We start from the raw sequence: 26209 nt of genomic DNA, 5'->3' as shown, positions 1-26209 counted from the left end.
GAGATTTTTGAGCATGCGTGGAGCGTACAAGGTAAGTTTTATTCTTTTTGTATTCTGTTTTCTGTATTCGTGTTCCCCGGCGAAATACGTCGGGAAGGATGAATATTTGTTGGATCACGTGAAGGTGAAGGTAGATGATTATAAGCTGAATAGAAGTGATTTGAAGCGAAATATACGGCAGAAACCGAATACCCGGATATTGGGTACGGTGCGCTTCCACCTCGGGTTATATAATTTGAGTGGGCGGAATGAAAAAAAGAATTTCAACCAGTGGTTGCGCCGTATCGGGGAGGCTCCCGTGGTTTACGATCCATTCCTGACGAAGCGGAGTGTCGAGCAAATAGAGTTGTACCTTCATAATAAAGGTTTTTATCAGGCACAAGTACGGGATACGGTTTATTACAAGAAAAAGAGGGCAAACGTCGAGTATGCGGTGAAGGTCGGTCCCGTCACTACGATCGAGAGCGTGAAGTTTGACGAACCGGAGGGACGCCCGGGTAACCGGATAGCGGAGGAAAGTGGTCTGATGGCGAATTACCGGAGGGATACGGTGAACACCCTGTTGGAGAAGAATACACCCCTCGATTTGGACGTGTTGGACGACGAGCGGGAGAGAATCACGAAGATGCTCCGGGAGAAGGGGTATTTCAATTTCTCGAAGAATTTTATCCGTTTTATGGCGGATACTTCTTCCGTGAAGAAAGAGAACATGGCAAAGGTCTTCGTACATATTGTCGAGAATGCCGTGGACAGCAACGCCTACAAGCGTTATTTCGTGCGGAATATCAGCGTGAACTTCGATTATGACCCGCTGGTTAGCCCGGAGCAAGTGAATGCCACATATAGTTCGTTGCTTTACAACGGGTACACGATACTATATAAGGATAAGTTGAAGATCAAACCGAAAATGATTATCGAAACGATCCAGTTGCAACAAATGGAGTTGTACAACGCGCAACGTGTGATCGATACTTACGTGCGGTTGCAAGCTTTGAATCTTTTCAAGCTGGTGAATATCGATTTCAAGGAGGTGGCATCCGACGGGGATGTGAAGGCGCTAGACTGCGTGATACAATTGTCGCCCGTGAAGAGGCAATCGTATAACGTGTTTCTGGAAGGAACCCACAATTCGGGTAACTTGGGAGTCGGGGGTAATTTCACGTATAACCATCGCAACGTGTTCCGGGCAGGGGAGAATATCTCTGCCAGCGTGTGGGGAAGCCTGCGTAAGGAACAGGTGAACGGCGAGGGGAAGATATTCAATACCTCGGAGATTGGGGCGGAATTGAAACTCGTGACGCCGCAGTTTTGGATGCCTTTCTTGCAGATGAAGGACTTCCGGCGGAATTATGCCCCGAAGACGTCTATCTCCTTCTCTTACAGTTACGAGTATACGCCTTACTATACCCGCTCGATTGCCAACGCCCGGTTCGGTTACCTGTGGCGAAAGGCGGACAAGAAATGGTGGTACAATTTTGATCTAATCGACCTGAACTACGTGTTGATGAAGGATGTGGACAAGAATTTCATCGACGGGTTGAAGAACGAGTATATCAAGAACGCGTACACGGATCACATGATCCTCTCGGCAGTGTTCTCGGCAACGTTCACCGATCAACTCGTGAACGTGAAAACAATGAATTACAATTACTTTCGGGTGAACGTGGAAACTTCCGGCAACGTGTTGAACGTGATAGACCACCTTGCCGGAAGCAAGAAAAAGGGGGAAACGCTGGACGAGAAATATTATAAGCTCTTGGGGGTACGTTACGCGCAGTTTGTCAAGTCGGATGCCGAGTACCGTTACAATTGGTATATCAATCGGGCGAACTCTTTGGTAGGACGTTTCTTTGTCGGTTGCGGTTATCCCTACGGAAACATGAAAGTGTTGCCTTTCGAGGAGGCTTTCTATGCGGGAGGGGCTAATGATATGCGAGCCTGGCAGGCAAGAACGTTAGGACCGGGTGCGTATCTGGCTGTAGAGAAATACCCGAATAGCGTGGGGGACTTTAAGTTGGCGGCGAATATCGAGTATCGCTTTAAGTTGCTTTGGTTGTTGGAGGGCGCTTTATTCGTGGATGCGGGTAACGTGTGGAATATCAACCCAAAAGAAGACCGGAATGGGGCAATATTGAATTACAATTTCTTTAATCAAATAGCGGTAGGCACGGGAGCCGGCTTGCGTTTGAATGCCAATTTCTTCCTCTTGCGTTTCGATTTGGGTATAAAACTGAAAGACCCTTCACTTCCGGCAGGACAGCGTTTTGTTCTCTTTAATTCCAACGGGGGATTCCGCCGCTCGGTATTTAACGTGGCAATCGGGTATCCGTTCTAGGGGTTTGGTAAATTTGTAAATTATACCGATATTTGGGTGATAACTTTTATCTTTTAATTTTTAACTTTTAACTTACATATCTCTTGGTGACACAGATCGTTGTATATTTATCGTTGTTGTTGCAGATCGTGGCGATGGGGTTTGCAATCAGCCTGTTCAAGCGGACAAAGTTCAATGCGGCGTGGATATTGATTTCCACGGGCTTCTTTCTCATGGCGATTTATCGGGCGATAGAGTTGGTGCCGTCGATGCACCGGGGGGAATCGGAAGAATTGTACCAGACGAAGGTGTGGTTGTCATTCGTGATTTCCCTGGCGTTTGCTATCGGGGCGTTTTATATACGGAAAGTGTTTCAATTCCTGCGTCGTTTGGACGGGATTCGGAGTGAAACCGAGAAAAGGGTACTGTCGGCGGTAATCCGCACGGAGGAACAGGAGCGGCAACGTTTTGCCAAGGAATTACACGATGGCTTGGGACCCTTGTTGAGTGTCATCAAGATGCTGCTTTCCGGCTTTAACCAGGGCAACACCCCGGAGGTGAACGAGAAGATCAAGGGGAACCTCAAGCAAGCGGTCGACGAAGCTATCGTGGGTGTGCGGGAAATATCGGCAAATATCAGTCCCCATATATTGAATAATTTCGGCTTGAAGGATGCCGTGGAGTCATTTATCAAGAAATTGCGTCCTGCCGAGGGAATTGATATTGTTTTTAAAACAAATCTCGAGAATAATCGTTTCGCTTACAATGTCGAGGTTATCATGTACCGGGTGGTTTGCGAGTTGCTCAATAACACGTTGCGCCATGCCGAAGCGAGCAAGATCAGTATCGATTTGCAGTTGCAGGGCGGTATTTTATATCTCGAGTACGAGGACAACGGCATGGGATTTGACGTGAAGCTGGCGGAGAGCGACGGGGGGATGGGATTGAGCAATATGCAGTATCGCCTGAACTCCGGTAACGGGGATATTAAGATATTGAGTGAACGAGGCAAGGGTATGATTGCCCGGGCTTTTATAAAATGTAAGTAATATGGATAAACTGAGAATATATCTGGTCGATGACCACAAGTTATTTCGCGAGGGCTTGAAATTGTTGCTTTCGACACAGGATTTCGTGCGTCATATCTACGAGGCTTCCAGTGGGCGGGAGTTTATCGAGAACCTGTCGTTCGTGGATTGTGACGTGGTACTCATGGACATCGAGATGCCCGGGATGAACGGTATCGATGCGACGATAGAGGCGATGAAGATGAAGCCCGGTCTGAAGATCATCGTGCTTTCCATGTACGGTGACGAGCAATACTATTACAAGATGATCGACGCGGGAGCGAAAGGATTCTTGCTAAAGAACTCCGGCATCGATAAAGTGGTCACCGCGATACAGAAAGTGGCGGAAGGGGAGAGCTTCTTCTCGGAAGAATTGCTGGTGAATATTCTGAACAATATGCGGGATAACAAGAACGAGGCACCTGAAATCGCGGATAATGATATTTCGGAACGGGAACTGGAAATACTGTACCACGTTTGCCGGGGACTTTCCAACCAAGAGATTGCCGACGAATTGTTTATCAGCAAGCGCACGGTCGACAAGCACCGCGCCAACCTGCTCAGCAAGACAGGATGCCGCAACACGGCCGCGCTGGTGATGTACGCGATAAAGAATAACATAATAGAGATTTAATTAGTTGATGAATGGAATGATTTTCGCCGCCGGGCTGGGGACACGGTTAAGACCGTTGACGAACGACAGACCTAAGGCTTTGGTGGAATTGAACGGGAAAACGTTGCTGGAGCGGGTGATCGGTAGGATGAAGGAGGTCGGGGTGGAGCGTTTGGTGATAAACATTCACCATTTTGCCGATCAAGTGAAAACCTTCTTGCGGGAACACGATAATTTCGGGATGGATATTGTTCTCTCCGAAGAGAGGGGTGAATTGCTCGACACGGGGGGAGGGGTACTGAAAGCCCGTGACCTGTTTATTCCCGGTCAGCCGGTACTGATCCATAACGTGGATATATTGACCGATTTGGATTTGAATGCTTTGATCCGGCAACACGAGGAACGCCGCGCGTATGCTACTTTGGTCGTTAAACCCTGTCTGGCAGATCGGGTGTTGAAGTTCAATCACGGCATACTGAAGGGCTGGGAGAACAAGCGGACGGGTGAACAGAAGATCGTGGACGAAGGTTTTTACAAGGCGACAGAATATAATTATTGCGGCATACAAGTACTAAGCCCCGATTATCTGGAAAATATCGTGCTTAAAGGAGTTTTTTCAATCATAGACGAGCATCTGACCCAAGCGAAAGACCATCCCGTCGAGCTTTTTCAACACGACGGCTTTGTCCTCGATCTCGGTACACCGGAAGCGATCAGGAAAGCGAGCCAATTTAAATAATTCTTCTGCTTCCCGGGATGAGTTTGATCCTGTTCGTGTCCTCGAAGAACTTGAAATACATGTACAGCTTGTAGTTAAAATCGAATCCATAGTTTTTATTCATGCTGTAATCGATATAACTATTTATTCTCGGGTCGCCCATGGCATAGCGCCTGTTCCATTCGATAGAATATTGCAGGTTCATGCTTTGGTAATATTCATTGCTGTGTTGGTTTGCCACGGATTGGTGAGTTGCCAGCCAGTAGTCGAATCCGGGATCGAAAACGATCAATTCATATTGCGCTGAATCTTTGATCGCGCAACGTCCCTTCTTATTCTGAGCGACATCTTTCTGTGAGGCGCAAGAGAAAAAGAGTGCAAATACAAGGAGTAATCCGAATAATCTCATAATCACTGTTTTTATTTGTTTATAAGTGAGTCTAAGATACGAAAAAAAGAGGAGAAAAACAAGGCGGTCTAATAATATTTATCAATACCGCCATACCCGGCAATTATTTTATCCTCTCTTGTTTTGTTCATGAAATTGGATAATCTTTTCTCGAATTCATCGGGACGGTTTCTTGCCGCTTCAATGTATCCCACGCGGATTCTTTTGTACGATTCCGACAATTTTTGATAATTTCTCCACACGGTTTCATCTTGTTTCAATCTGTCAATAATGTCTTGCGGGAAATGAAATCTTTCCTGTAAAATCTTTTCCACGTCTTTTTTTACTTTAGGGTGGATCAAATTATGTTCCAAGAGCCATTTCAACCGTTCTTTATTCGGCTGAGAGTAGTATGTTTTATTCTTTCGAGGCAAAAAGCGTTGGATTTTATGTTCGTCGTCAAGTTTTTTTACCGTGCTATCAATCCATCCGAAACACAGGGCTTCTTCCACTGCATCATTATACGATATACAAGGTTTGTCTGTTGATCTAAGCGGGAAAATAAACCAGATTTCTTGCTCTGACTCAAAGTTATTTTCGAGCCATTTTCTCCAATCTTTTCTATTTGTAAAATACTGTGTTTTTAAATTCTCTACCTCTCTCATTTGCTTTACCGTGTTTCTTGTGGAGTTTGCTTCTAGTAAAAAGCCGGGGATGTTTTCCCCGGCTTTTTACTTTTATCTTTTCCAGACTTATTTCACGGCGATGGTTTCGATTTCAACCATGGCGCCCATGGGGAGTGCTTTCACGGCGAAAGCGGCACGTGCCGGGCAGTCGCTCTTGTAATATTTAGCGTACACTTCGTTCATATCGCCGAAATAAGACATATCACCGAGCAGGCAGGTTGATTTTACCACGTTGTCGAAGGTATATCCGGCTTCTTCCAGGATATAACCGATGTTCTTCAAGCATTGTTCGGTTTGTTCCTTCACGCCGCCTTCCACGAATTTGCCGGTGTTCACGTCGATAGGGAGTTGACCGCTGATGTAAAGCGTTCCGTTCGCTTCAATGGCTTGGCTGTAAGGACCGATGGCTTTCGGTGCTTTCGGTGAGTTGATAACTTTTTTCATAATCACTTTATTTTATTAATTAATATATGATTCACGTTTCGCAGGGCAAAGATAGGAAAACTAAAAGATAAAAGCTAAAAACTAAAAGCCGAGAAATGATCCTCGGCTTTCGTTTTTTACTTTAATCCCTGCTAGTAGTTGTTTTTCTTTTCCTCGAAGTATGCTTGCGGGTGAGCGCATGCCGGGCAAGCTTTCGGCGCTGTTTTGCCCTTGTGCACGTAACCGCAGTTGCGGCATTGCCACAGGATTTCTTCATCTCTCTCGAATACTTTGCCTTCTTCCACTCTGGCGAGGAGGGTTCTGTAACGAGCCTCGTGTTCTGCCTCTACTTTCGCGATATTGCGGAACACTGCCGCGATGGCGGTAAATCCTTCTTCCTCGGCTACTTTTGCGAATTCCGGGTAGAGGTCAGCCCACTCCTCGTTTTCGCCTTCAGCGGCAGCTTTCAAGTTCTCGGCAGTAGTCCCGATAATACCAGCGGGGTAGGATGCCGTGATTTCAACCATTCCGCCTTCCAGGAACTTGAAGAATCTTTTGGCGTGTTCTTTTTCTTGTTCCGCGGTTTCCATGAATACTCCGGCGATCTGCTCGAAGCCTTCTTTTTTAGCCACGCTTGCAAAGAAAGTGTAGCGACTTCTGGCTTGTGATTCGCCAGCAAATGATTTCAATAAGTTCTGTTCTGTTTTTGTTCCTTTGATACTCATAGTAAATGTATATTAGCTGTTGTTTTCATTTTTCGTGTTACAATATTACAACAAATAGCGGAAGCAAACAAGTATATGAAGTTTATAAACCTGTTATGCGTTCTTGTGAATCGAGTAATTCGTGATTCCCAGGCTCTCGTATGTCTTTTTGAGGGCTTCGTCGTCGTCGGTGATAACGAGGAGTTTGTCGCCCGTGTGTAGTTTGGTTTTGCCTTTTGGGACGCAGTAGGAGTCGTTCTTTTTGATGAGCGCGACCAGCGTGTTGTCCGGTAGTACCAGATCCATGAGGCGGTCGCCTTTGGCGAGCATGGAGGGGATGACCTCGATCTCGGACATGGCGGTCTTGATTTCCTCGGGGAGTTCCACGTTGAAGACGTTTTGTCGTGTTTCCGGTGTGGAAAGGCCGAGTAGTTTTGCCATGTAGCTTACGGTTGTACCCTGCACGACGAGGGATAGAATCGTGATGAAGAACACGACGTTAAATATCAACGAGGCGTGCTGTATGTTGGCGATGAGGGGGTATGTGGCAAAAATGATAGGGACCGCGCCGCGCAAGCCGACCCACGACACGTACGTGCGCGCTTTGGTGGTCATCTTCCGGAAAGGAAGCAGGCAGAGGAATACGCTGACGGGACGGGCGAGTATAATCATGAAGACTCCTACAAAAATCCCGAGCGAGGCGATCGGCAGCAGTTCTGACGGGTTGACAAGCAAGCCCAGCGTGAGGAACATGACGATCTGGAACAGCCACGTGATTCCGTCGAAGAAGGTGGCGAGGCTCTTTTTGTGTACCACTTTCCGGTTGCCGACCACGAGTCCTGCAATATAGACGGCGAGGTAGCCGTTACCTTTCACCAGGTCGGTGAAGGAGAATATGAAGAACACGAAGGCGAGCAAGAGGACGGGGTAGAGGGATTGGTTGATGTTCAGTTTGTTGATACAGTACACTGCCAGCCGCCCGAGCAGGAATCCCGCCACGGCGCCGATGCTCATTTGCATGATGAATTGGAGGGCGGTGTTCGCGAGGCTGCTTTCGCCGGATTGGATGATCTGGATGAGCAGGATGGTCAGCATGTATGCCATGGGGTCATTACTACCACTTTCCAGTTCCAGCATGGGGCGCAGGTTTTCTTTCAATCCCTGCCGTTTCGAGCGGAGTATGGAGAACACGGAAGCCGAGTCCGTGGACGACATCACCGAGGCGAGCAGGAGCGATTCGATAAAGGTGAGCTGGACGAAGCTGTTTTCGAGGTTGGTGATGTAATAGATAAAATATCCCGTGAGCAGGGCGGTGAACATGACCCCGACGGTGGCAAGCACGATCCCTTGCCCGAGAACGGGTTTGATTTCCGAGGCGCTGGTGTCCATACCGCCGGAGAATAGGATGATACTTAGCGCGATAACGCCGATGAATTGTGCCGTTTGGGGGTTGTTGAACTCGATCCCGAGCCCGTCTGTCCCGAAGAGCATTCCGACTCCAAGGAAGAGCAATAACGCCGGTACCCCGAACCGGAAACCGGCTTTTCCCACGACAATACTGACAAATAATAGAATAGATCCAATAAGTAAGATGTTTCCGGCGTCTAGGGTCATAAGCGTTTCTTTTTGTTAATTTCTTTTCTTTTTCCCGAAGGAGCGGTTACCGGGGCGGCGTCCCCCTCTTGGCGAGCCGTGGTCGAATGCCTTGGGGTTGTACACCGGTGCGGTCCCGAGAGAGGCGGGGATAGGAATCTTGTAGACTTCTTCTCCTATGAATTGCTCTATCCGGTAGAATTTTCCTTGTTCCGCCTCGGAAACGAAGGTGATGGCAACTCCCTCGGCATCAGCCCGCGCGGTACGCCCGATCCGGTGGATGTAATCTTCCGGGTCATGCGGCACGTCGAAGTTGATAACCAATCCTATATTATCAATATCTATGCCACGCGACACGATGTCGGTGGCAACGAGGATATCTATTTTGTTATTTTTAAAGTTCATCATGACTTCCTCCCGTTCCGATTGTTCGAGATCGGAGTGCATAGCCGCCACGTTGTATTTTTTACGTTTCAGGGTGAAGGCGAGGTCTTTTACTTTTTGCTTGGAGGAAGCGAAGATGAGCGTCTTGTGGACGGTCGGTTTGTTGAACAGTTCCTCGATGATTCCCATTTTCTGTTTCTCGTGACAGATGTAGGCGGCTTGCATGATTGCCTCGTTGGGTTTCGACACGGCGACGTTGATTTCCACGGGGTCACGCAGCACGTTCTGTGCCAGTTGCCTGATCTTCGGGGGCATGGTGGCGGAGAAGAGGATGGTTTGCCTGTCCTTGGGCAGCTTGGCGACGATCTGCATGATGTCGTCGAAGAATCCCATGTCGAGCATCCGGTCTGCCTCGTCGAGGACGAAGTACTTGACCTGTGACAGGTCTACATCGCTGTGTTGCAGGTGGGCGATCAATCGTCCCGGTGTGGCGATAGCCACGTCCGCCCCGAGGCGCAGCGCTCGTTTCTGTTGATCCCACAACGCCCCGTCGCCCCCGCCGTAGACGACTACCGTGGATACGGGCAGGAAGTACGAGAATCCCTCGAATTGCACGTCTATTTGCTGTGCCAGTTCCCGCGTGGGCGCCATGATGACGGCTTTCACGCTGTCCGTTTTTTCGTCTTCCTTGACCAGCCGGTTGAGGATGGGGAGGGTGTAAGCGGCAGTTTTTCCCGTGCCTGTCTGCGCGCAGGCGATGAGGTCTTTTCCCTCGAGTATGACGGGTATCGTTAATTCTTGTATAGGGGTTGTTTCTTGAAAGTTCATTGCATCCAATCCTTGCAATACTTCTTGCTCTAGTTCCAGCTCGTCAAATCTCATCTTTATAAGTCTTTCTATGTTTTTAAGCCCGCTCCCGTGTCCCCCGGGAGTCCGCGTGTGGCGGGATTTCATGTTTAAGGTTCCCGTCTTGTTGATGCAAAGTTAAGAAAAAAATTGTTTTTATTCCCATTCACTTGTCGAATCTTTCAGTTCGGGTATGGAGGATGCCTTGAAAATGATGTTTTTCTTGCTCGTTCGCCTTTGCCGCTGGTAATCCTGCAAGACTTTCAAGGCGATTTTGCCGAGCAGCACGATAGCCACGAGGTTGATGACGGTCATGACTGCCATGGCGAGGTCGGCGAGGTTCCACACGAGGTCGAGCGCCGCGACGGAGCCGAACATGACCATCGCGCCCACGGCGACGCGGTACACCTGCAAGTAGGTTTTGTTCTTCGAGATGAAGAGCAGGTTCGTTTCGCAGTACGAGTAGTTGCCGACGATGGAGCTGAAGGCGAAGAGCAGTATGGCGACGGCGATGAATTGCCCGCCCGTGCTGCCGATCTCGCGGGTGAGCGCCATCTGCGTGAGCTGGATGCCTTTCACCGAACCGTCCAGCGGCACGCCGGAGAGCAGGATGATGAAGGCGGTGCAGCTGCAAATGATGAGCGTGTCGGTGAACACGCTTAACGCTTGTATCAATCCCTGTTTCGCCGGGTGGCTGACGTCCGCGGTGGCGGCGGCGTTCGGGGCGGAACCCATGCCCGCCTCGTTGGAGAACAGCCCGCGGCGTATGCCCTGCATGACGATGACCCCCAGCCCGCCGCCGGCGAATTGCTCGAACCCGAGGGCGTTGGAGAATATGCTGCCCATCACGCCCGGCAGCATCCCGGCACGGGTGCCGAGGATGTACACGGCGAGCAGGATGTAGGCGATAGCCATCAAGGGTACGAGTATCCCCGAGATGACGGCGATGCGGTGGATGCCCCCGAATATGACGAGGAAGGTGAACGCCGTGAGGATTGCCCCGAACCATACCCGGCTCGTGCCGAATACCTCGTTGAAGGCGAACGTCACCGTGTTCGCCTGCACGGAGTTGAATACCAGCCCGAACGTGATGGTGATGATGACGGCGAAGAGGATGCCCATCCATCGCCGCCGCAATCCCCGTTCCATGTAGAAGGCGGGACCGCCGATGAAGGTGCGCTCGCCTTTCGTCTTGTACACCTGTGCCAGCGTCGATTCGACGAAGGCGGACGCCGAGCCGACCAGCGCGATGAGCCACATCCAGAAGATGGCGCCGGGCCCGCCAAGGGCGAGTGCCGTCGCCACGCCCGCTAGGTTGCCCGTTCCCACGCGGGAAGCCGTCGCGATGCAGAAAGCCTGAAAGGAGGTGACCGAGTTCTTGTGGCTCTTGCCGCCGGCGATGCCGTCGCCGAGCAGGCGGAACATCTCGCGGATGTCGCGGAATTGCACGAATTTGCTCTTGAACGTGAAATATAGCCCGATGACGATCAACGCGGCGATCAGTATGTAGGTGTAGATAAAGTCGTTGACAGATATAATCCAGTTGTTCAGTGTTTCCATCGTGGAGAAGTTCTTTTATTTTCCATTTTCAATTGTTTGGTTTTTACGTTAAACTTTCTGAACGTGTTTCACGGGAGAGGGAAAAAGTTAAAGAGGGGGAAAAAGTTAAAATAGCATTCAAGGGCGTAACGGGCGAGGATTAGCAGGGCGAGCACGATGCCTAGGAACGAGCAGGCGGCGTGCACCTTGCTGAAGCGGTCGTCGAAGTCGGTGGGCGAGAAGCCGAAAAGCAGGCGCACGCTGAATAGCACGAGCGAGGCGACGGGGAGCAGGAAGGCGGTGAGGAAGTACGTGTCGAAATCGAGCCGGGCGAAGAAGAGGGCGTAGAATAGCGTGATCCACCACCCGAATGTTCCGGCGGCGTGCGTGGCGAAAATCCTGTTGGCTCGCCGTTCTCTTTCCTCGTCGAAGTTCATCAGTTCGGGCAAATGGGGTGAGCGAGAAGGACTTCTATCGGTTCGATGGCTACCTCGTCCAGGTACCACACGTCCAGTTTTTCCACTACCGGCGGGAACTCGACGAGGATTTGCCTCGTGCCGTTTTCCATGTTTATGTTTGTTTCCATGTTCATATCTTTGTATTATAAAGTTAGCAACGTGAAAGGAAAGGGGGTGTAGTCCATTCCCCCCTTTCCGGGAGCGGGGATAGCATATGGTCGCGTGTAAGAGTTATAGAAACCCCACTCCCTCGTGATTCTAATTTGTCACGGAAAATAACCAGAAATAAATACTCCCGGGCTGATAAGTCACCCCGGGAGTTATAATATAACGGCGGGGACGGCTCAATCATGGAAGTCACGTTCTATCCGCATGAAAAAGCAATCCCACGCCGTTACGGTATTATTCTAAAAAGAATATACGAGTAAACAGCGCGAGTGTTGCAATCCCATTTTTTCGGATATTTCTATCTTGAACGTGACTTCAAAAAATGGACAACATCACGAGAGGACTTTTACTAGCGGCTTTCCGCGTGATCCTCGATGCAAAGATATAAAAATTTTTAATAATTTGAAGTTAAAGATGAAAATATCGCGTGAAATTGTCACTCGCTCCGGATCAGCCCGACGTAGCGGCTCTCCGAGAAGCTCTGGTAGTCGGCACGGCGAAAAAGGAGGAACACGTGCACGTCTTCCACGACGGGAAACCGCTTGGAAGGGAGGATGACTTGGGCTTTGCGTTCCTGCCTCGTGAACCCGGTGGAGGCAACCAGTTGTGGGGAATCCGGGCGGGACTCGTAGAAGTAGCCCACCAGCAGTTCGTCATCCGGGGCGGCACGCCCGGTGGGGCAGGCGGGGATTTCCCACTCGATGAACAGCTTCCACCCGATGCGGCTGACCCGCGCCTCGCGCGGGGGCACGAGGTCGCCACGGCTGAAGCGGAAATCCGGGAAATAGTTGACGCCCTTGCTCGTGGCGTCGATCACGGGATTGTTCTCCTTGTTGAACGCCCGCAGGCGGTCTTTCCCCATTTGCGCCCCGTACAGGTTCCATGCCGGCACGAGCGCCGGGCACGCGAGGAAAAAGTTGACGGAAAACTGGACGGCACTCTCGAGAGCCTCCCGGTACTTGATTTGATTGTCCGTCGGCGGGGTGTCCGCCTTGTCCCGCGTGCTGCTCATGCGGCAGGGTTTCCCCATGCGATAGTAATGTGTTATCCCGTCGCGGTGATATTTGCGCGGCGACTCTCGTTTTATGTCATCGTCTTCCATGGCTTTTGAATTTTACGTGTAACTATTCCCACGCTACTCCTACACGCTATAAAGTTAAAAAATATTATCGGGATTTCCAACACTTAACGATAATTGTAGATAAGTTATTAATAAGTTATAGATAAGTTATTAATAAGTAAGGGGGTGGGAATACCGTTGGACGTGGCAAGCGCGCGGTGGTAATTCGTTGATTATTATCGTGTATTGTTAATTCTTTCGTCGGGAGCCGCGGGATGCCCCGGTTATTGTTAAAAAATACAAAACATTAACATCCGGTGTCTTTTTCGCCGGGTATTAATGTCGTAACTTGTGTTGGAGAAACCTACCTTGTTGGCAGGCGTTTGAATATTATTAACGAAAAAGAAGGATTATGAAAGAGAAATTTTACGGTTGTGCCTCCATGCGAGGCACGCACGGGGACAAGGTGTACTACCCCCACCAGTTCGAGGTGCGGACCATCGTGTCGCGCTCGCTCTCCGATAAAAAGAAGAAACTGGACGAGAACGTGGCGATGAACGACGTCGCTTTCGGTGGCCTGGGAAGCGAGGGCGGCTATCTGTTGCCCGCCACGCGGCTGGGATTTCCCCCCACGGGGAAGGCGGAAGTTTTCGGGCATTCCCGCTTCGTGGGGGTCAACGCCCTTGCCCGGGTGGCGACGGCGGTGAAGATCGACCCGACGAAGGCGTACGATCCCAAGGTGAAACTCGAGTTGCAGTTCACGTGCCTGATCGATTACCCGAGCTTGATCCTCGCCCAAGGCAAAGTGCCGCCTATCCCGGTGACCGCCACGCTGAACGAGGAGACGCGCAAGGTGATTTGCGAGCAGGAGGGGGAGGAGCTGACCGGTTCGGACCGCCTCGCGGATGATTACGCGCAGGCAGTGGTGTATGACCCCATGAGTAAAACGTGTATCGTGACGCGGCTGCGCGACCGCTCGGAATCCGGCTCGACCTCCATCGCGCTGCCCGCGGGTGTGGACCTCGGTGCGGTGGTCGTTTATGCGTTCACGTGCCGTGCTGGCGGTAAGCCGACTTCCAACTCGGCGTGCTTGCTACACGACCCCACGAATAAAGTGGCCGTCGCCCGTATCGCCAAGGACATGGAGCTGGAGGTCGATCTCGACAAGTCGGTTGACAAATTCAATATCCTCGTCGACAAGGAAATCGGGCGGAGGAATGCCGCGTGGGAGAAGAAGCAACAAGAGGAGCTGGAAGCCCGGTAGAAAATGTTAGCGGAGAATCCCGCCGCGGAAGATGATGCCGATGACGAGGAAAAATTACTCGACGAGTTGTTCGCCGATTCCATCGAAACGGCTTCTGCCCGGGAAGCCCGTGCCGCCATGTTCGCCGAGCGCATGGAAATCCTCGGGAAGAAAATCCACGCCCTCAAGCGGCGCCACGACAAGCGGAAGGAAGAAACGAAAAAGAAAAAGTAAAGCGGATGAAAAGAGATTGATGATTCAATCTCTTTTTAATTTTAAATCACAGGAACAGCCGGCACCATTCATCGAAACGGTCGGCGGAGTCCTTACCGTGGAAGAGCATTTCCGCCCGGATCTTGCTGATTTTCTTTTCCCGGGTGAGATTGCTTTTCGAGTAGAATTTATCGGCAAAGGCAATTAATTTCTCTTCCAGCGTGACGGGTTGCATATCCCGGAGGGGCAGGGGCAGGTGTTTCTCTTCGATCATATCAATGGTAAGGCCGGTGCCCGTGTGGCGTTCGCACACGAGGGCATGGCGGGGCAAGCCTTTCTCCCGGAGCAGGTCGGCACCGAGGTAGCCGTGGCAGATATAGGGATGTTCGCCAAAGCACCCGATGTCGGGAGCATTCGTGAGAAATATCCCGATGTCATGCAGCATGGCGGCTTCCTTGATAAAGGTGATGTCCAAGTCCATTTCCGGGTGGCGTATGGCAATGGCGAGCGCCTTATCCCTGACGAGTTGGCTGTGTATCAGAAGGCTTTGACCCGCTAGGGAGTTTAAAGTGTAATATTCGCGTATAATGTCTAACGGTTGTATCATTTGTTCATTTTTTTGAGGGGACAAATATAGATGTTTATAAGATTCATTCAGTTGGTAAAGTTCATAAAGTTTCTTTACTTTATAAACTGATCCTTTTATTTTGTTTTCTTTTAGAGTTATGTACGAATAAAAGTTCTTTTTGGTTGTGTAATAGTCGGTGAACTTTTATAATTTTGTCTGTTTTTTGACGCGGGAGCGCGCGGGGGGAGAATGTTGAATTTCCAAGTGAACAAGATATGATCAGAATTAATGTTAATCTATTGGTTGATGCCGGGGTACGTGCCGAGGTCACGAGTTTATTGACCGAGATGGCGGAGCTTTCAAGGGGAGAGCGAGGCTGTATCGGGTACGAGATATTGCAAAATTGCCGTCTGGACGACACGTTGATGATCGTGGAAACGTGGGAGAACGAGGCGGTGCTGGCGGTGCACAAGGAGAGCGAGCATTTCACGCGGATTATCCCCCGGGTGCGGGAACTGGCAAGGGAGATGACGAGCCGGAAGTTCACGACGATGGCTGCCGTGGACGAGGCGGTGACGGGACGCCGCACGGCACGGGAGTACACGCCGGACAAGGTGTGCACGGAAGTGGTCGAGCGGGTCGCGAGAGCCGGGATGTACGCGCCCTCGGTGAAGGATCGCCGCCCGTGGGAATTTTTCGTGATGGAGGACGGGAAGCACTTGCACGAGCTGGCGGAGATGTTGCCGGGTGCCGGGGCGTTGCGGACCGCGCCGGTGGCGATACTCGTCTGTTGCAACACCCGGTTGGCGGGGTTGGACGGCGGCAACTGGCCACAGGAGCTGGGGGCTTGCGTGCAGAATATGCTGTTGCAGGCTTACGGCGAGGGGTTGGGCACGACGTGGATCGGGGTGTACCCGAGGATGCATCTCGTGCACGAGGTGAAGAAAGCATTGCACTTGTCGTCGGAGTTCGTGCCTTTTGCCGTGGTGGCACTCGGGAAAGCAGCCGGGGAAACGGATTCTGTCGCGGAGCGTTATGACCCGTTGAAAATACATTTTATAAGTCGTTAAAATTATTCTTGAAAATAACAGAAAAAGGCAAACTTTTTGTAGTTTCTATCCGTTAAAAGGGTATATATATTAAAAATTAGACGAACATGAAACACGAAACTACAAATTTACTGCTGGGTCTGGGTATAGGCGCCGTAGTTGGAGTGGCTGTCGGGTACCTGATGGTTGCCGACAACCGGAAGAAATTGGCTGAAGAGTTTGATCACGCCGTTTCCAAAGTGAAGGACGAGGTGAAGAGTGCTTATTCAAAAGCAAAATCAAAAGCGGAGGAAGCACGTGAACACGTGACTGAAAATGTACACGAGGTGGCTGAAAAAGTAGCGGGGAAGGCTGAAAGAGCGGCTGCCGAAACGAAGTAAGGCGTATGGAGAACTTTGCCGAGAAGACTTTCTCCGGGTTGAAAAACGATGTTTCAACTTACGTGGAAACGAGGCTTGAGCTACTAAAACTGAACACGTACGAGAGGGTTGCCAAGACTGTGGCGGTCTTCTCGTACGGTATTGTTTTGGTGTTGCTGGGTTTCTTCGCTATTCTTTTCTTGTTCCTCGCCCTTGGATTTTTCCTCGGTGAGATGTTAAACAGCATGGCGCTTGGATTTTTACTGGTGGTGGGGATGTACCTGTTGTTGTTTTGTGCCATCTTGTGGTTCCGGGAGAAGATCAGCGCGAAGGTGATGAACGAGATTATAACCGCAATGATGAGTAAAGATGAAAAAGAGGACGAACAAACCGCCGACCCCACTGGAGATGCTGAAGGCGGAACAGAAACGGGTGCGTGAGAGTTGCCGTTTGCAGGAAGAACGACTGAACGAGGATTTTCGGTTTATCCACCGCCATTCCGGGAAATTACTATTTTCCGGTATATCATCATTGTTTTTTTCCAACAAGAAGGACGATACCCCGAACGAGGACACGGAAGGGCGCGGGGCACCCATGCTGGGTGCCATATTTAAAGACCTTTCGCCCATATTGATGGAAGTGGCTGTGCCCATCGTGTTGCGCTGGGGCGTGGGGCGGATCGGCAGGTTATTTGGAAAGCGGGGGTAGTTTCAGCCTGAATATATCGGAAACCTGCCGGAACCCGTGGTGCTCGAAGAAGCGATGGGCGGAATGGTTGTTGACGCCCGATTCGAGGTAACAATCCCGGATGCCTTTTGCCTTGAAGCTTTCGGTGGCTTGTTGCAGGAGTTGTTGCCCGATACGTTTGCCCCGGTAGGCGGGATCGACGCTGAGGTCGAAGATCACGCCGTAGGGGAGAGCCCCGTCATCCGTGATGCCGAACAGGACGAAACCGACGATGTCGTCGCCCTCGAGGTAAAGTAGCAGGGTGTTGTTCGGGTCTGCCACTTGGCGGTCGAGGTATTGCAACCACATTTCCTTGTAGTTCGGGGCTAGTTCATCGCTGTCGAGGGCAATGCCCATTTGTAGCTCCCCGTGCGAGATGTAAGCCTTGTGGCTCTCGATGACGCGGGAGAAAAACTCGCAAAGGAGTGTTCTATACTCTGTTGTGTATGTTTTTATCATATTGGGTTTATTAAATTACACGTGATTTTTTTCTTGTACGTTTTTTCTTCAAATAATGGATGATTACCCGGACGAGTACTTTCATGCTGAAATAGATGCCGACGGAGGTGATGATAACGAGCAGGACGGCGGTGAACACGCCTAATTCCCTGGAGATCATCGAAAAGACGGGCGCTTCCCCGTTGCCTTCCAGCAGTACCCCGAAGAGGGAGGCGATGGAGATGAACAGAAGGATGTTCTTCGTGCTGTTCGCTTCCTTCAGGTCGGCGATGTTGTTGGCATTGGTAAGGGATTTGTCCACCCGTTCGGTGATTTCCTTCAATTGCCGTTCGTCGTCCTCGATGCGCAGGCGGCGGCTGGTTTCGTGGTACATGTGTTTGTGCGACATGTACCGGAGGTAGCGTACCGAATCGAGTTGCAGGATAACGTCCGAGAGGGCGATGCTCAACCGGGCGTTCTGCTCGATCATATCCAGTATCTTGTCGTTAATGATGGTGAAACCGGGTTGCCCGTCCCTCGAGTCCGCTTTGCTGTTTTCCTTGATCGCCCGGCGGGAGTTGAAGATATATTTGTTGAGCACGTAGTTGATGGTGTGCTTTTTCGCCAGTAGGATTTCGACTAGCACGAGGTATTCAGGCCAGCTGACGTGGTAGCGGTCCCGGCGCGCGAGGTGCTTTTTCCAGTCGGTGGGAGCTTCTTTGCCCCGGTTGCCGTAGGTGCCGACCACGAGGCTCATGTTCTCATTCGCCAGCACGAGGTCGTCCGTGTCGATGGCGATGTTCTTGCCGCAGATGTCCTCGAAGCTGGAATCCATGCGGTAAGGCCATTCCTCGGGGTAGAGCGTCATCAGCCCCACGAGTTCTGCCTTGTGGCATTGCTCGATGTGCTCGATCACCTTGTCCTCGCTCAGTTCGTCGAAACGGACACGACCGGCATGACTGACCGATTCCCAGATGTCGAGGAAGATGTAATTGTGGTCGCCGTATTCAAATTCTTTCTCTTCTTGTGGTTTCGGGTAATCCCGGAGGGGCTGCCTGTCGAAGAAGTAACGGTAGCGTTTCTGCACTTCCTCGAAGGTGATGCCTTTGGTTTTTACCTCGGTGGGGTGGAACGTGGATCGCTCGTCAAGGTGCAGGTCGCCGATGGTGACTATTTTCAGGGAACCGTCTATCTCTTGTCCTTTCAGTTTCCTGTTGTACACCCAATGCTCCACGTGCTGCACGATGCCTGCCACGGCAATCAGTTGGTCCGTGTTGAAGGGAACATCCGTCTGGCAGAACCGGGTGTTGTTGATCTTGCCTGTTTTTGTCACGATGATACGGTAGGATATTTCTACCGTTTTGTTGAAAAAGACGGTAGCCCGCACGTGTACCCGCCCCCACAGGCGGGCAGGGGTTAGTCCCCCGATGTCGATGCAGATGTCAAAACCTTTCAGGCGGTAGCGTTCAATGCGGGGACCCGTGTGGGGTTCCTTGCGCTCGTGCTTGTGCCGGAAAGCCGACTCGTCCCAAGGATGTTCGGGGCAAGTGTTGGTAAACAGTTGATCGTCGAAGTTCCCGTCACAGTCCCTCTTGATGAAGGGCTTGAATTCAGGCTTCTCCAAGTCGGGAATCTCTATCCCGGGGGAGGTAAAAGTCTGTATCAATATAATGGAAAATTCATTGTATACCAGACCACATTCACACTGGTTATAGTTTTTCATAGGCTACAGGTTTCGTGCAAATGTAACGATTTTCTATTAAAAAATACAACTTTGTACCAGTTCCTTCACGAACGGGGTTGCCGGGGAATTCCGGATACGGTCGGGTGTGTCGAGTTGTTCGACGTGCCCTTTGTTCATGACCATAACCCGTGTCCCGAGTTTTAGCGCTTCTTTGATGTCATGGGTGATAAACACGATGGTTACCCCCAGTTGCTCGTGTATGCGGATGATCTCGTTTTGCAGCATCTTGCGGGTGATTTCATCGACGGCGCCAAAAGGTTCGTCCATCAGCAGGATGTCCGGGTTGGCGGCAAGGGCTCGGGCGATGCCTATGCGTTGGCGTTGCCCGCCGGAGAGTTCCGCCGGATAACGGTCGAGCATATCGGGTTCGAGTCCCACGACCCCGATCAGGCGCTCCACGGCGCGGCGGGTTCTTTCCTTATCCCGGTGGTTGAGCAGGCTGGGGACGTAGGCAATATTCTTGCGGACGGTCATGTGGGGGAAAAGCCCGATGCCTTGTATGACGTAACCGATGTTGCGGCGCAGCAGGGTTTGGTTCTCTCTCGAGATGTCTTTCCCGTCCACGTATATCATCCCGAAAGTGGGGGCGATGAGCCCGTTGATAAGTTTCAGTACCGTGGTCTTGCCGGAACCGGAACTCCCGATGATGGTGAGGAACTCGCCCCGGCGGATTTCAAGATTGAAGTCATTGAGTATTTCCCGTTCGCCGTACGATTTCGTGACGTGTTCAAAACGGATAGCTATATCATTTCCCATGGTCGTATTCTTGTTTTAAAAGACCTTTCTTTTGCAGGAATTCGGCAGCCACTTCACGCTCGAGGCGGTGTTTCACGTCCACCTCGTGGTTGAGGTTTGCCATTTCCGAGTCGGTCAATATACCTTGCATCTTCGCGAGTATCGCTTCCAGTTCGGGGTGTGCCGCGAGGGTTTCTTCCCGCACCACCGTGGCACAGTAGTAGGAGGGGAAGAAGTGTTTGTCGTCGTCGAGCACGGTGAGGTCAGCTCCACTGAGTTGACCGTCGGTCGTGAAGATGTTCATCACGTCGATGTTGCCCGACTTGATCGCCTCGTGTTTCAAGCCGATGTCCATGTCTAGGTTTTTCTTGAACTTGAAGTCATAGAACGCGCAGAGGTCGGAGTAACCGTCGTTGATCTCGTAGAAGTCGTATTCTGCACCGAAAATAAACCGGTCGGGATAGCGTGCCAGATCGGAGAAGGTCTTCAAGTGATATTTCTCCGCCGCGGCGTTGTTGACCGCGAGGCTGTAAGCGTTGTTGAAACCGTAGGGAGCCACCCACTTGAGCCCGTACTCCCGAGAGTATTCTTTTTGCAGTTCGGCGTAAAGCTCGTCGGGCGGTAACAGGGTGTCTTTTTTCAAGATCACGAGCCAGCCCGTGCCCGTGTATTCCGGGTAGAGGTCGAAGTCGCCCTTGACCATTGCCGGGTGTATGTTGCTCGTGCCTCCACCCACGCCCTTGGTGATCTTCACGTGGAGGTCGGAGTTCTCTTCGATGAGCAAGGAGAGCATTTCTCCTAGAATAAATTGTTCGGTCATGGGCTTGGTGGCGATATGGATGGTGTCCTTTCCGGAATTGCACCCCCACAGCAACACGAGCCCGATGAGCGCTGTAAGTGAATAATATTTCATACATCTTCTCATATTAGTTTACGTTTTCTTTTTATGTAGTTCTCGTAGCGTCCCACGCCCCAGTCCGCCAGCAAGGCGAGCACGGCGATGAGCAAGCTGCCGGCAATGGTCATCGCCGAATTGTTGGTCGTGATACCCCGGTAGATGGCAACACCCAGTCCTCCCGCGCCGATAAAGGCGGCGATACCGGTGAGGGCAATGGTCATGACCACCATGTTGCGGATGCCCGACAGGATCACCGGAAATGCCAGCGGTATCTGTATCTTGTAAAGGATCTGGAAGGTGGTGCTTCCCATGCCTCGTGCCGCCTCGATGATCTCCCGGTCGATACCCGCGATGCCCGTGTAGGTGTTGTGCACCATGGGCAGGAGGGCGTATATCGAGAGGGCAATGATGGCGGTCGTGTTGCCGATGCCCGAGAAGGGGATCAGGAAGCCGAAGAGGGCGATGGACGGTATCGTGTAGATAAAGTTCGTGAGCCCGAGCACCGTGGAGGAGCTTTTCCGGTAGAGGCTGATCAGGATACCTAACCCCAGACCGATAACGGCGGCAACCACGATGGATATTAACGATATCTGGAGATGTTCCCCCGTGAGGCTCAGGAAGAAACGCCAGCGATCGACGTATAGCGAGTAAATTTCTTTTATCATCTTGTTCGATTTTAATTAAAAATAATAACCCACGTTCACGTTGAAGCGGGCGTGCCATGAATTGCTCTCGCCACCGGTACCGAAGCTGTTCCAGTCGGGATCCAGCCAACCGTGGTTTTTCCCCATGGCATAGTCGACGTACACGAGGACGGGACTGCAATCGAGCATACAGCCGGTGACGTTTTGGTAGCTGTTCTTGAAGTCGTTGTTTTGCTTGTCAAGGCACCCGAAGTCATTGTACACTTGTACGCTCTTTAGTAACTTGCGGTTCACGGGGAAAGTATACCCGGCACTCAGCATGTAGAGATTCGCCTTGGCTGCCACGAGATAGGGGGCTCCGTAGGCGGTCATGGACACCACCTCGTCGTCATCATCCGCGGCATTTTTAGGATGCATGGCATAGGTGGCTGCCTGTGCTTTCAGGCTCACGCGGTTCCACGGGAGTTCGTAGTGCAGGGCAAAGGCGTAACGCGTGCCGTTATTCCGGGTATCGAGGTTGTAGAGTTGCCCGAACTCTGCCGAGGCTCCCAACCGTTGCCGGGAGCGTTCGCCGAACTTATAGAAAGCCTGCCCGTTGAATTGGTTGATTTCCTTGTTGCGCCCGGCAACGTCGTAACCATAACGGTCATCGGAAGTTTCGTCGTCCGACCCGAAGAGTAACTCGTCCGCGTTCTTGAAGAAGGCGAAGGCATAATCCCAGCGGTCACCCGTGTGGAGGTACTTGATTCCCATGTCGGAGTCGTCTTCCAAGCCGACGTAATAGGCTATCTGTAAAAAGAAATTGTGAGAAGCCACGGGTTGTATCCCGAAAGGTACGCCTGTCAGACCGACTTGCAGTTGGTTTTTCTCGTTGAACTGGTAGCCTATCCACCCGTATTTCAGCATGAGACCGCCGAAGTCCTTGCTATAAAAACGATAGTCTGCGCTCAATATGATGTTGCGGTATGATCCCGTCAGTTTGAAATACAAGACGTCGAACCCGAAGTCACCGCTCCGGTCACGATGTCCCGCTTTCCAGTCACAGAAGTTATAATTGAAACGAAGCGCTCCGCCTAGCCTGAATTTCGGGAGTTCCCTCTCTCTTTCCTGAGCGGGAAGGGATGCCGTGATAAATAGCATCCATATGGCTAATAATAGTTGTTTATTTTTCATACACCAATCTTTTGTTTTCTATGTATAACGGAAGTTAAGAGATTTGGGTTTGCCTAAAATTATATTTTGTTTGCAGAATCCGTGTGGATATAACTAAATAGCTAAAAAGTAAAACTATTTTAAGGGTCTTCCCGTTAAAGGAATAACACGAGGAGAGATTTTTCACTCGTGACATGAATTTGAAATAGGATATTATGGATAAGAAATTTTTGAACTATACGGATTGGCAACAGACTGCCGACACGATGCATATGTATTTGCAGATGCTGGGGAAGGTGAAGCTCGTGCGTTGCCACCAGCGTCCGGAGTGGGCGCATGTGCGTTTGTACCTCACGATAGAAGGGCTTTCCACGGGTATCATTCCCGGTGACGATTCGCCTTTCGAGATACAGGCTAATTTTATGAAACACATGATTATCTTTCGCAACGGCAACGGGGAAGAGGTGAGTTTTGCACTGCATGACGGGCTTTCCGTGGCAGAGTTTTACGGGCACTTTATGAAGTCGCTGGAAGAGATCGGTTCCCCGACCACCATTAACGTGAGGGCGCAGGAGTTCTACGACCCGATAGATTTCGACAAGGACACGAAGCATCGTCATTACGATAAGGAGGCGGTGCAGTTGTGGCACCGGAACCACCTTTTCGCTCACGAGGCTTTACGGGGATTCCTTTCCCGCTTCCGGGGGAAAGTGGATGGTCCGGCATATTATTTCGGGACGATGGATCTCACGGGTATCGTGTACAGCGGAGAATCTGCACCTTTCGGGATGAAAAAGGCGATTTCCGATCCCGCTTTCGACGAGCGTTATTTCGAGTGCGGCTTTTGGCCTGGAGACCCGAATTATCCCCGTCCCGCTTTTTACGGTTTACCTTACCCGTTTATCAGTGACCTGAAAGGTAATGACCATTTGATTCGTCCGACCATGGCAATATTCAAGCCGGAAAAGAAGGAATTCTTCCTGACGCTTGAAGATGCCTTTGCTTATGACGATCCTTTTGATGCAGTCCGGCAATTCCTGCAATCGAGTTTCGATATTATGCAGAAAGTGCGCCCGTGGCAGCATTTGGACTGGATAACTACACCACTAACATACGCTAATTAGCAAACGAGGAGAGGCTGCTTTAGGGCAGCCTTTCTATTTTATGATTTTAGTATAGGATGAAATTATTTTTCTTCAGCATCTCGATTGCCTGTTTCTCGTGGGCGAGGAGAGGGGCTAACTCCGACGGGGTCAAGCTTGATTTGGCAGGCACGAAAACGGTAGAAGGGTATTTCATAATGATGTCGTGAAACACCTTCGCCCGCCTCATGTGGAAGTCGGAAGTCACTACCAACAAGATGTCTGGTTGTTCCCTCTCGATTATCGCTTTCGATATCCTGAAGTCCTCTACCGTGTTGGTAGATAACGTGAATTGCAGGAAGTCTTCTTCTTTCACGCCTCTTTGCATGAGGTATTGTTTCGCGTAATAGGCGTGCGGGTGAGGGGTTCGGTTAAAACTGTCCCCGAAACCACCCGTGCAGAGGACGCGGGTGTTGTTATTGTTCGTGTAGAGGGAATAGGTACATTCCAGGCGGTCTAAAGCAATTCGGCTTAAATGTCCCCGGTCATCGTTCGGTCCCCCGAGTGTCATTATTATGTGGTTCATCGTTTTATCATTTAAAGTTCAAAAATAGTTCTTTTCCCGTGGGAATTGTTTCTTGTAACGAGAAAAGATAGATTTTGTTTGTTCCGGATTAAAAGTTTACCTTCGCGGAAAAGGTACGTTTATGATAGATCAATCCGTGATATGTGCAATCGCAACCGCTCCCGGCATGGGGGCATTAGCCGTGATCCGGCTCTCCGGGAAAGGCTGTGTCGAACTTTGTGACCGGCTGTTTGTTTCTCCCTCGGGAAAACGATTGGCAACGGTGCGCCCGAACACGGTGCATTTCGGAAAGATCATGGACGGGGAGGAGATGGTTGACGAAGTACTGGTGACCGTTTTCCACGCCCCGCACTCTTTCACGGGTGAGGACTCTGTCGAGGTGTCCTGCCACGGTTCCGTCTATATCCAGCAACGTTTGTTGCAATTATTGATTGCTTCCGGTGCCCGTTTGGCTACCCCTGGGGAATTCACGCAACGGGCTTTCCTGAACGGCAAAATGGATCTTTCTCAGGCGGAAGCCGTTGCCGACCTGATTGCCTCGTCCTCATCTGCTGCCCATAAAATGGCATTGAGCCAAATGCGGGGAGGTTTCTCCGAGGAGTTGATGAAGTTGCGCCTGGAACTTTTGCGTATCACCTCGTTACTCGAGTTGGAACTCGATTTCTCGGAAGAGGATGTCGAGTTTGCCGATCGTTCCGAACTGCGTTCCATTGCCGTGGGGATTGATACCCTGATCTCCCGGTTGTGTGATTCTTTTTCTTTGGGCAACGTGATTAAAAACGGTATCCCGGTTGCTATTGTCGGGAATACTAACGTGGGAAAAAGTACCCTGCTGAACGCTCTTCTCCGGGAAGACCGTGCTATCGTTTCCGACATAGAGGGTACTACCCGTGACGTCATCGAGGATACCATCAACCTGCAAGGCATCACCTTCCGCTTTATTGACACCGCCGGCATCCGCCACACCGATGACAAAGTGGAAAGCATGGGAATCGAACGTACTTTCTCCAAGATTGAACAAGCACGTATCGTCTTGCTCTTGGTCGATGCAACCAGAGATATTTCAAACTTTACCCCATACTATACCCGTGTCAAAGAACGCCTAGCCCCGGATGCCCGCCTGATTATCCTGCCCAACAAGATCGATCAATCCGAAAGCCCGGACTCCCTTGTTTCAGAAATTGCCACTCTCTCCCTCGGTGAAATTATCCTCCCGATCTCCGCGAAGACGGGGCATAACATCCCTAACCTAGTGGAGCATCTCATCTCCACCGTCAACCTTTCCGCCCTTTCTTCCGGTGACGTCATCGTCAGCAACGCCCGCCACTACGAAGCCTTATCCCACGCCCGCTCTGCCATCGAACGTGTCATCTCCGGTCTGGACACCCACCTCAGCGGTGAATTCATCTCCCAGGATATCCGCGAATGCCTCCACTATCTTGGCGAAATCACCGGGCAGATCACTACGGATGAAGTACTGGGGAATATATTCAAGAATTTTTGCATCGGGAAATGACGGTTTGTAAACAGTCGTAAACAACCATAGCCAACTAGAAGAAAGTCGCTGATAGCCAGCGGCTTTTCTTTTTATGTGGTTTCCAGTCAAATCTGACTGGTTGCGGATTTCCAGCATCATTTTGTACCATAATTCTACCGCCGAACAAATAAGCGGACACTTCGCACTCATCATAGCGACATCTTAGGCACGATGTGAGACGCAATGAGAATGAGCCAAACCGCTATAGAAGACACAGTGTGAGACGCTGTGAGAAATTGTGAGACGCGTTGAGACAGAATCGACGAAATTAAAG

30 protein-coding genes are annotated in these 26209 nt (G+C 50.8%); 12 read left to right on the top strand and 18 right to left on the bottom strand.

Annotated elements, in window-relative coordinates; genetic code table 11:
• The first annotated feature begins 13 nt into the window (after positions 1–13).
• From tamL to A3CY_RS0103610, 4 genes are all read left to right on the top strand, one after another.
• The gene (tamL, locus tag A3CY_RS0103625) at positions 14–2335 is read left to right on the top strand and encodes a translocation and assembly module lipoprotein TamL (RefSeq protein WP_018336539.1); all 2322 of its coding nucleotides are present in this window, start codon (positions 14–16) and stop codon (positions 2333–2335) included.
• An 86-nt stretch (positions 2336–2421) separates the two neighbouring features.
• Complete coding sequence (locus tag A3CY_RS0103620) at positions 2422–3363, top strand: sensor histidine kinase (RefSeq protein WP_231932402.1); 942 nt, start codon at positions 2422–2424, stop codon at positions 3361–3363.
• A gap of 1 nt (position 3364) precedes the next feature.
• On the top strand, positions 3365–4015 hold the full coding sequence (locus tag A3CY_RS0103615) for a response regulator transcription factor (RefSeq protein WP_018336537.1): 651 nt from the start codon (positions 3365–3367) through the stop codon (positions 4013–4015).
• Between the two features lie 7 nt (positions 4016–4022).
• The gene (locus A3CY_RS0103610; RefSeq protein WP_026207267.1) at positions 4023–4733 is read left to right on the top strand and encodes a nucleotidyltransferase family protein; all 711 of its coding nucleotides are present in this window, start codon (positions 4023–4025) and stop codon (positions 4731–4733) included.
• On the opposite strand, the gene A3CY_RS20145 is transcribed toward A3CY_RS0103610, so the two are convergent.
• The 10 genes from A3CY_RS20145 to A3CY_RS0103560 form a co-directional block, all read right to left on the bottom strand.
• Positions 4726–5121 (bottom strand): DUF6146 family protein, encoded by a 396-nt coding sequence (locus A3CY_RS20145; RefSeq protein WP_018336535.1) that lies wholly within the window; start codon positions 5119–5121, stop codon positions 4726–4728. The two genes, A3CY_RS0103610 and A3CY_RS20145, sit on opposite strands and share 8 nt — an antisense overlap.
• Positions 5122–5189: 68 nt before the next feature.
• Positions 5190–5765, bottom strand: a complete 576-nt coding sequence (locus tag A3CY_RS0103600; protein WP_018336534.1) for a YdeI/OmpD-associated family protein — start codon at positions 5763–5765, stop codon at positions 5190–5192.
• Positions 5766–5852: 87 nt separating this feature from the next.
• Positions 5853–6230 (bottom strand): RidA family protein, encoded by a 378-nt coding sequence (locus A3CY_RS0103595; protein ID WP_018336533.1) that lies wholly within the window; start codon positions 6228–6230, stop codon positions 5853–5855.
• Between the two features lie 131 nt (positions 6231–6361).
• Positions 6362–6934: a rubrerythrin gene (gene rbr / locus A3CY_RS0103590; RefSeq protein WP_018336532.1), complete on the bottom strand. Its 573-nt coding sequence runs from the start codon at positions 6932–6934 to the stop codon at positions 6362–6364.
• Between the two features lie 93 nt (positions 6935–7027).
• On the bottom strand, positions 7028–8527 hold the full coding sequence (locus A3CY_RS0103585; protein ID WP_018336531.1) for a potassium/proton antiporter: 1500 nt from the start codon (positions 8525–8527) through the stop codon (positions 7028–7030).
• A gap of 15 nt (positions 8528–8542) precedes the next feature.
• Complete coding sequence (locus A3CY_RS20140) at positions 8543–9772, bottom strand: DEAD/DEAH box helicase (RefSeq protein ID WP_018336530.1); 1230 nt, start codon at positions 9770–9772, stop codon at positions 8543–8545.
• A gap of 120 nt (positions 9773–9892) precedes the next feature.
• Positions 9893–11296, bottom strand: a complete 1404-nt coding sequence (locus A3CY_RS0103575; protein ID WP_018336529.1) for an alanine/glycine:cation symporter family protein — start codon at positions 11294–11296, stop codon at positions 9893–9895.
• Positions 11297–11364: 68 nt separating this feature from the next.
• Positions 11365–11712: a hypothetical protein gene (locus tag A3CY_RS0103570; RefSeq protein WP_018336528.1), complete on the bottom strand. Its 348-nt coding sequence runs from the start codon at positions 11710–11712 to the stop codon at positions 11365–11367.
• Positions 11712–11861, bottom strand: coding sequence for a hypothetical protein (locus A3CY_RS22835; protein WP_155828167.1), 150 nt, complete (start codon positions 11859–11861; stop codon positions 11712–11714). Before A3CY_RS22835 ends, A3CY_RS0103570 begins: the two co-directional genes overlap by 1 nt.
• 476 nt (positions 11862–12337) lie before the next feature.
• Positions 12338–13003: a hypothetical protein gene (locus tag A3CY_RS0103560; protein ID WP_018336526.1), complete on the bottom strand. Its 666-nt coding sequence runs from the start codon at positions 13001–13003 to the stop codon at positions 12338–12340.
• Between the two features lie 370 nt (positions 13004–13373).
• Here A3CY_RS0103560 and A3CY_RS21830 point away from each other — a divergent pair, with 370 nt between their 5' ends.
• Both A3CY_RS21830 and A3CY_RS0103550 read left to right on the top strand, forming a co-directional pair.
• Positions 13374–14225 (top strand): hypothetical protein, encoded by an 852-nt coding sequence (locus A3CY_RS21830; protein ID WP_018336525.1) that lies wholly within the window; start codon positions 13374–13376, stop codon positions 14223–14225.
• Positions 14226–14228: 3 nt separating this feature from the next.
• The gene (locus A3CY_RS0103550) at positions 14229–14438 is read left to right on the top strand and encodes a hypothetical protein (protein ID WP_018336524.1); all 210 of its coding nucleotides are present in this window, start codon (positions 14229–14231) and stop codon (positions 14436–14438) included.
• A gap of 46 nt (positions 14439–14484) precedes the next feature.
• Here the strand turns inward: A3CY_RS0103550 and A3CY_RS0103545 are convergent, their stop codons facing one another.
• Positions 14485–15021: an HD domain-containing protein gene (locus A3CY_RS0103545; RefSeq protein ID WP_026207266.1), complete on the bottom strand. Its 537-nt coding sequence runs from the start codon at positions 15019–15021 to the stop codon at positions 14485–14487.
• Positions 15022–15260: 239 nt separating this feature from the next.
• On the opposite strand from A3CY_RS0103545, the gene A3CY_RS0103540 reads away from it, so the two are divergent.
• The 4 genes from A3CY_RS0103540 to A3CY_RS0103525 all read left to right on the top strand — a co-directional run bounded on the left by A3CY_RS0103540 (position 15261) and on the right by A3CY_RS0103525 (position 17101).
• A complete protein-coding gene (locus A3CY_RS0103540; RefSeq protein WP_018336521.1) occupies positions 15261–16055 on the top strand; it encodes a nitroreductase family protein in 795 nt (264 codons plus the stop codon).
• Positions 16056–16141: 86 nt separating this feature from the next.
• Positions 16142–16414: a YtxH domain-containing protein gene (locus tag A3CY_RS20130; RefSeq protein WP_018336520.1), complete on the top strand. Its 273-nt coding sequence runs from the start codon at positions 16142–16144 to the stop codon at positions 16412–16414.
• A 5-nt stretch (positions 16415–16419) separates the two neighbouring features.
• A complete protein-coding gene (locus A3CY_RS0103530) occupies positions 16420–16833 on the top strand; it encodes a phage holin family protein (protein WP_018336519.1) in 414 nt (137 codons plus the stop codon).
• On the top strand, positions 16802–17101 hold the full coding sequence (locus tag A3CY_RS0103525; RefSeq protein ID WP_018336518.1) for a hypothetical protein: 300 nt from the start codon (positions 16802–16804) through the stop codon (positions 17099–17101). The genes A3CY_RS0103530 and A3CY_RS0103525 overlap by 32 nt, the downstream gene beginning before the upstream one ends.
• Here the strand turns inward: A3CY_RS0103525 and A3CY_RS0103520 are convergent.
• Genes A3CY_RS0103520 through A3CY_RS0103495 form a run of 6 tightly spaced genes read right to left on the bottom strand, consistent with a single transcriptional unit; the run spans position 17081 to position 22751 of the window.
• Positions 17081–17578, bottom strand: a complete 498-nt coding sequence (locus A3CY_RS0103520) for a GNAT family N-acetyltransferase (protein WP_018336517.1) — start codon at positions 17576–17578, stop codon at positions 17081–17083. The two genes, A3CY_RS0103525 and A3CY_RS0103520, sit on opposite strands and share 21 nt — an antisense overlap.
• Positions 17579–17588: 10 nt before the next feature.
• Positions 17589–19280: a hypothetical protein gene (locus A3CY_RS0103515; RefSeq protein WP_018336516.1), complete on the bottom strand. Its 1692-nt coding sequence runs from the start codon at positions 19278–19280 to the stop codon at positions 17589–17591.
• Between the two features lie 36 nt (positions 19281–19316).
• Entirely contained in the window at positions 19317–20057 is a 741-nt protein-coding gene (locus tag A3CY_RS0103510) for an ATP-binding cassette domain-containing protein (RefSeq protein ID WP_018336515.1), read from the bottom strand.
• Positions 20047–20961 carry a glycine betaine ABC transporter substrate-binding protein gene (locus A3CY_RS0103505; protein ID WP_026207265.1) on the bottom strand — a complete coding sequence of 305 codons (915 nt, stop codon included), beginning with the start codon at positions 20959–20961 and terminating at the stop codon, positions 20047–20049. The genes A3CY_RS0103510 and A3CY_RS0103505 overlap by 11 nt, the downstream gene beginning before the upstream one ends.
• Positions 20958–21599: an ABC transporter permease gene (locus tag A3CY_RS0103500; RefSeq protein ID WP_018336513.1), complete on the bottom strand. Its 642-nt coding sequence runs from the start codon at positions 21597–21599 to the stop codon at positions 20958–20960. The genes A3CY_RS0103505 and A3CY_RS0103500 overlap by 4 nt, the downstream gene beginning before the upstream one ends.
• Positions 21600–21614: 15 nt before the next feature.
• The gene (locus tag A3CY_RS0103495) at positions 21615–22751 is read right to left on the bottom strand and encodes a hypothetical protein (RefSeq protein ID WP_026207264.1); all 1137 of its coding nucleotides are present in this window, start codon (positions 22749–22751) and stop codon (positions 21615–21617) included.
• Between the two features lie 194 nt (positions 22752–22945).
• Between A3CY_RS0103495 and A3CY_RS0103490 the strand changes: the two genes are divergently transcribed.
• Positions 22946–23854 carry a DUF5996 family protein gene (locus tag A3CY_RS0103490; protein ID WP_018336511.1) on the top strand — a complete coding sequence of 303 codons (909 nt, stop codon included), beginning with the start codon at positions 22946–22948 and terminating at the stop codon, positions 23852–23854.
• Between the two features lie 46 nt (positions 23855–23900).
• On the opposite strand, the gene A3CY_RS0103485 is transcribed toward A3CY_RS0103490, so the two are convergent.
• Positions 23901–24398 (bottom strand): YdcF family protein, encoded by a 498-nt coding sequence (locus A3CY_RS0103485; RefSeq protein WP_026207263.1) that lies wholly within the window; start codon positions 24396–24398, stop codon positions 23901–23903.
• A 121-nt stretch (positions 24399–24519) separates the two neighbouring features.
• Here A3CY_RS0103485 and mnmE point away from each other — a divergent pair, with 121 nt between their 5' ends.
• A complete protein-coding gene (mnmE, locus tag A3CY_RS0103480) occupies positions 24520–25914 on the top strand; it encodes a tRNA uridine-5-carboxymethylaminomethyl(34) synthesis GTPase MnmE (protein WP_018336509.1) in 1395 nt (464 codons plus the stop codon).
• Positions 25915–26209: the final 295 nt, after the last annotated feature.

It is taken from the genome of Butyricimonas synergistica DSM 23225 (assembly GCF_000379665.1).
In the GTDB taxonomy this organism is placed as follows: domain Bacteria; phylum Bacteroidota; class Bacteroidia; order Bacteroidales; family Marinifilaceae; genus Butyricimonas; species Butyricimonas synergistica.
The sequence above is the reverse complement of the archived record's forward strand: the minus strand, read 5'-3'. Positions and strand labels throughout refer to the sequence as shown.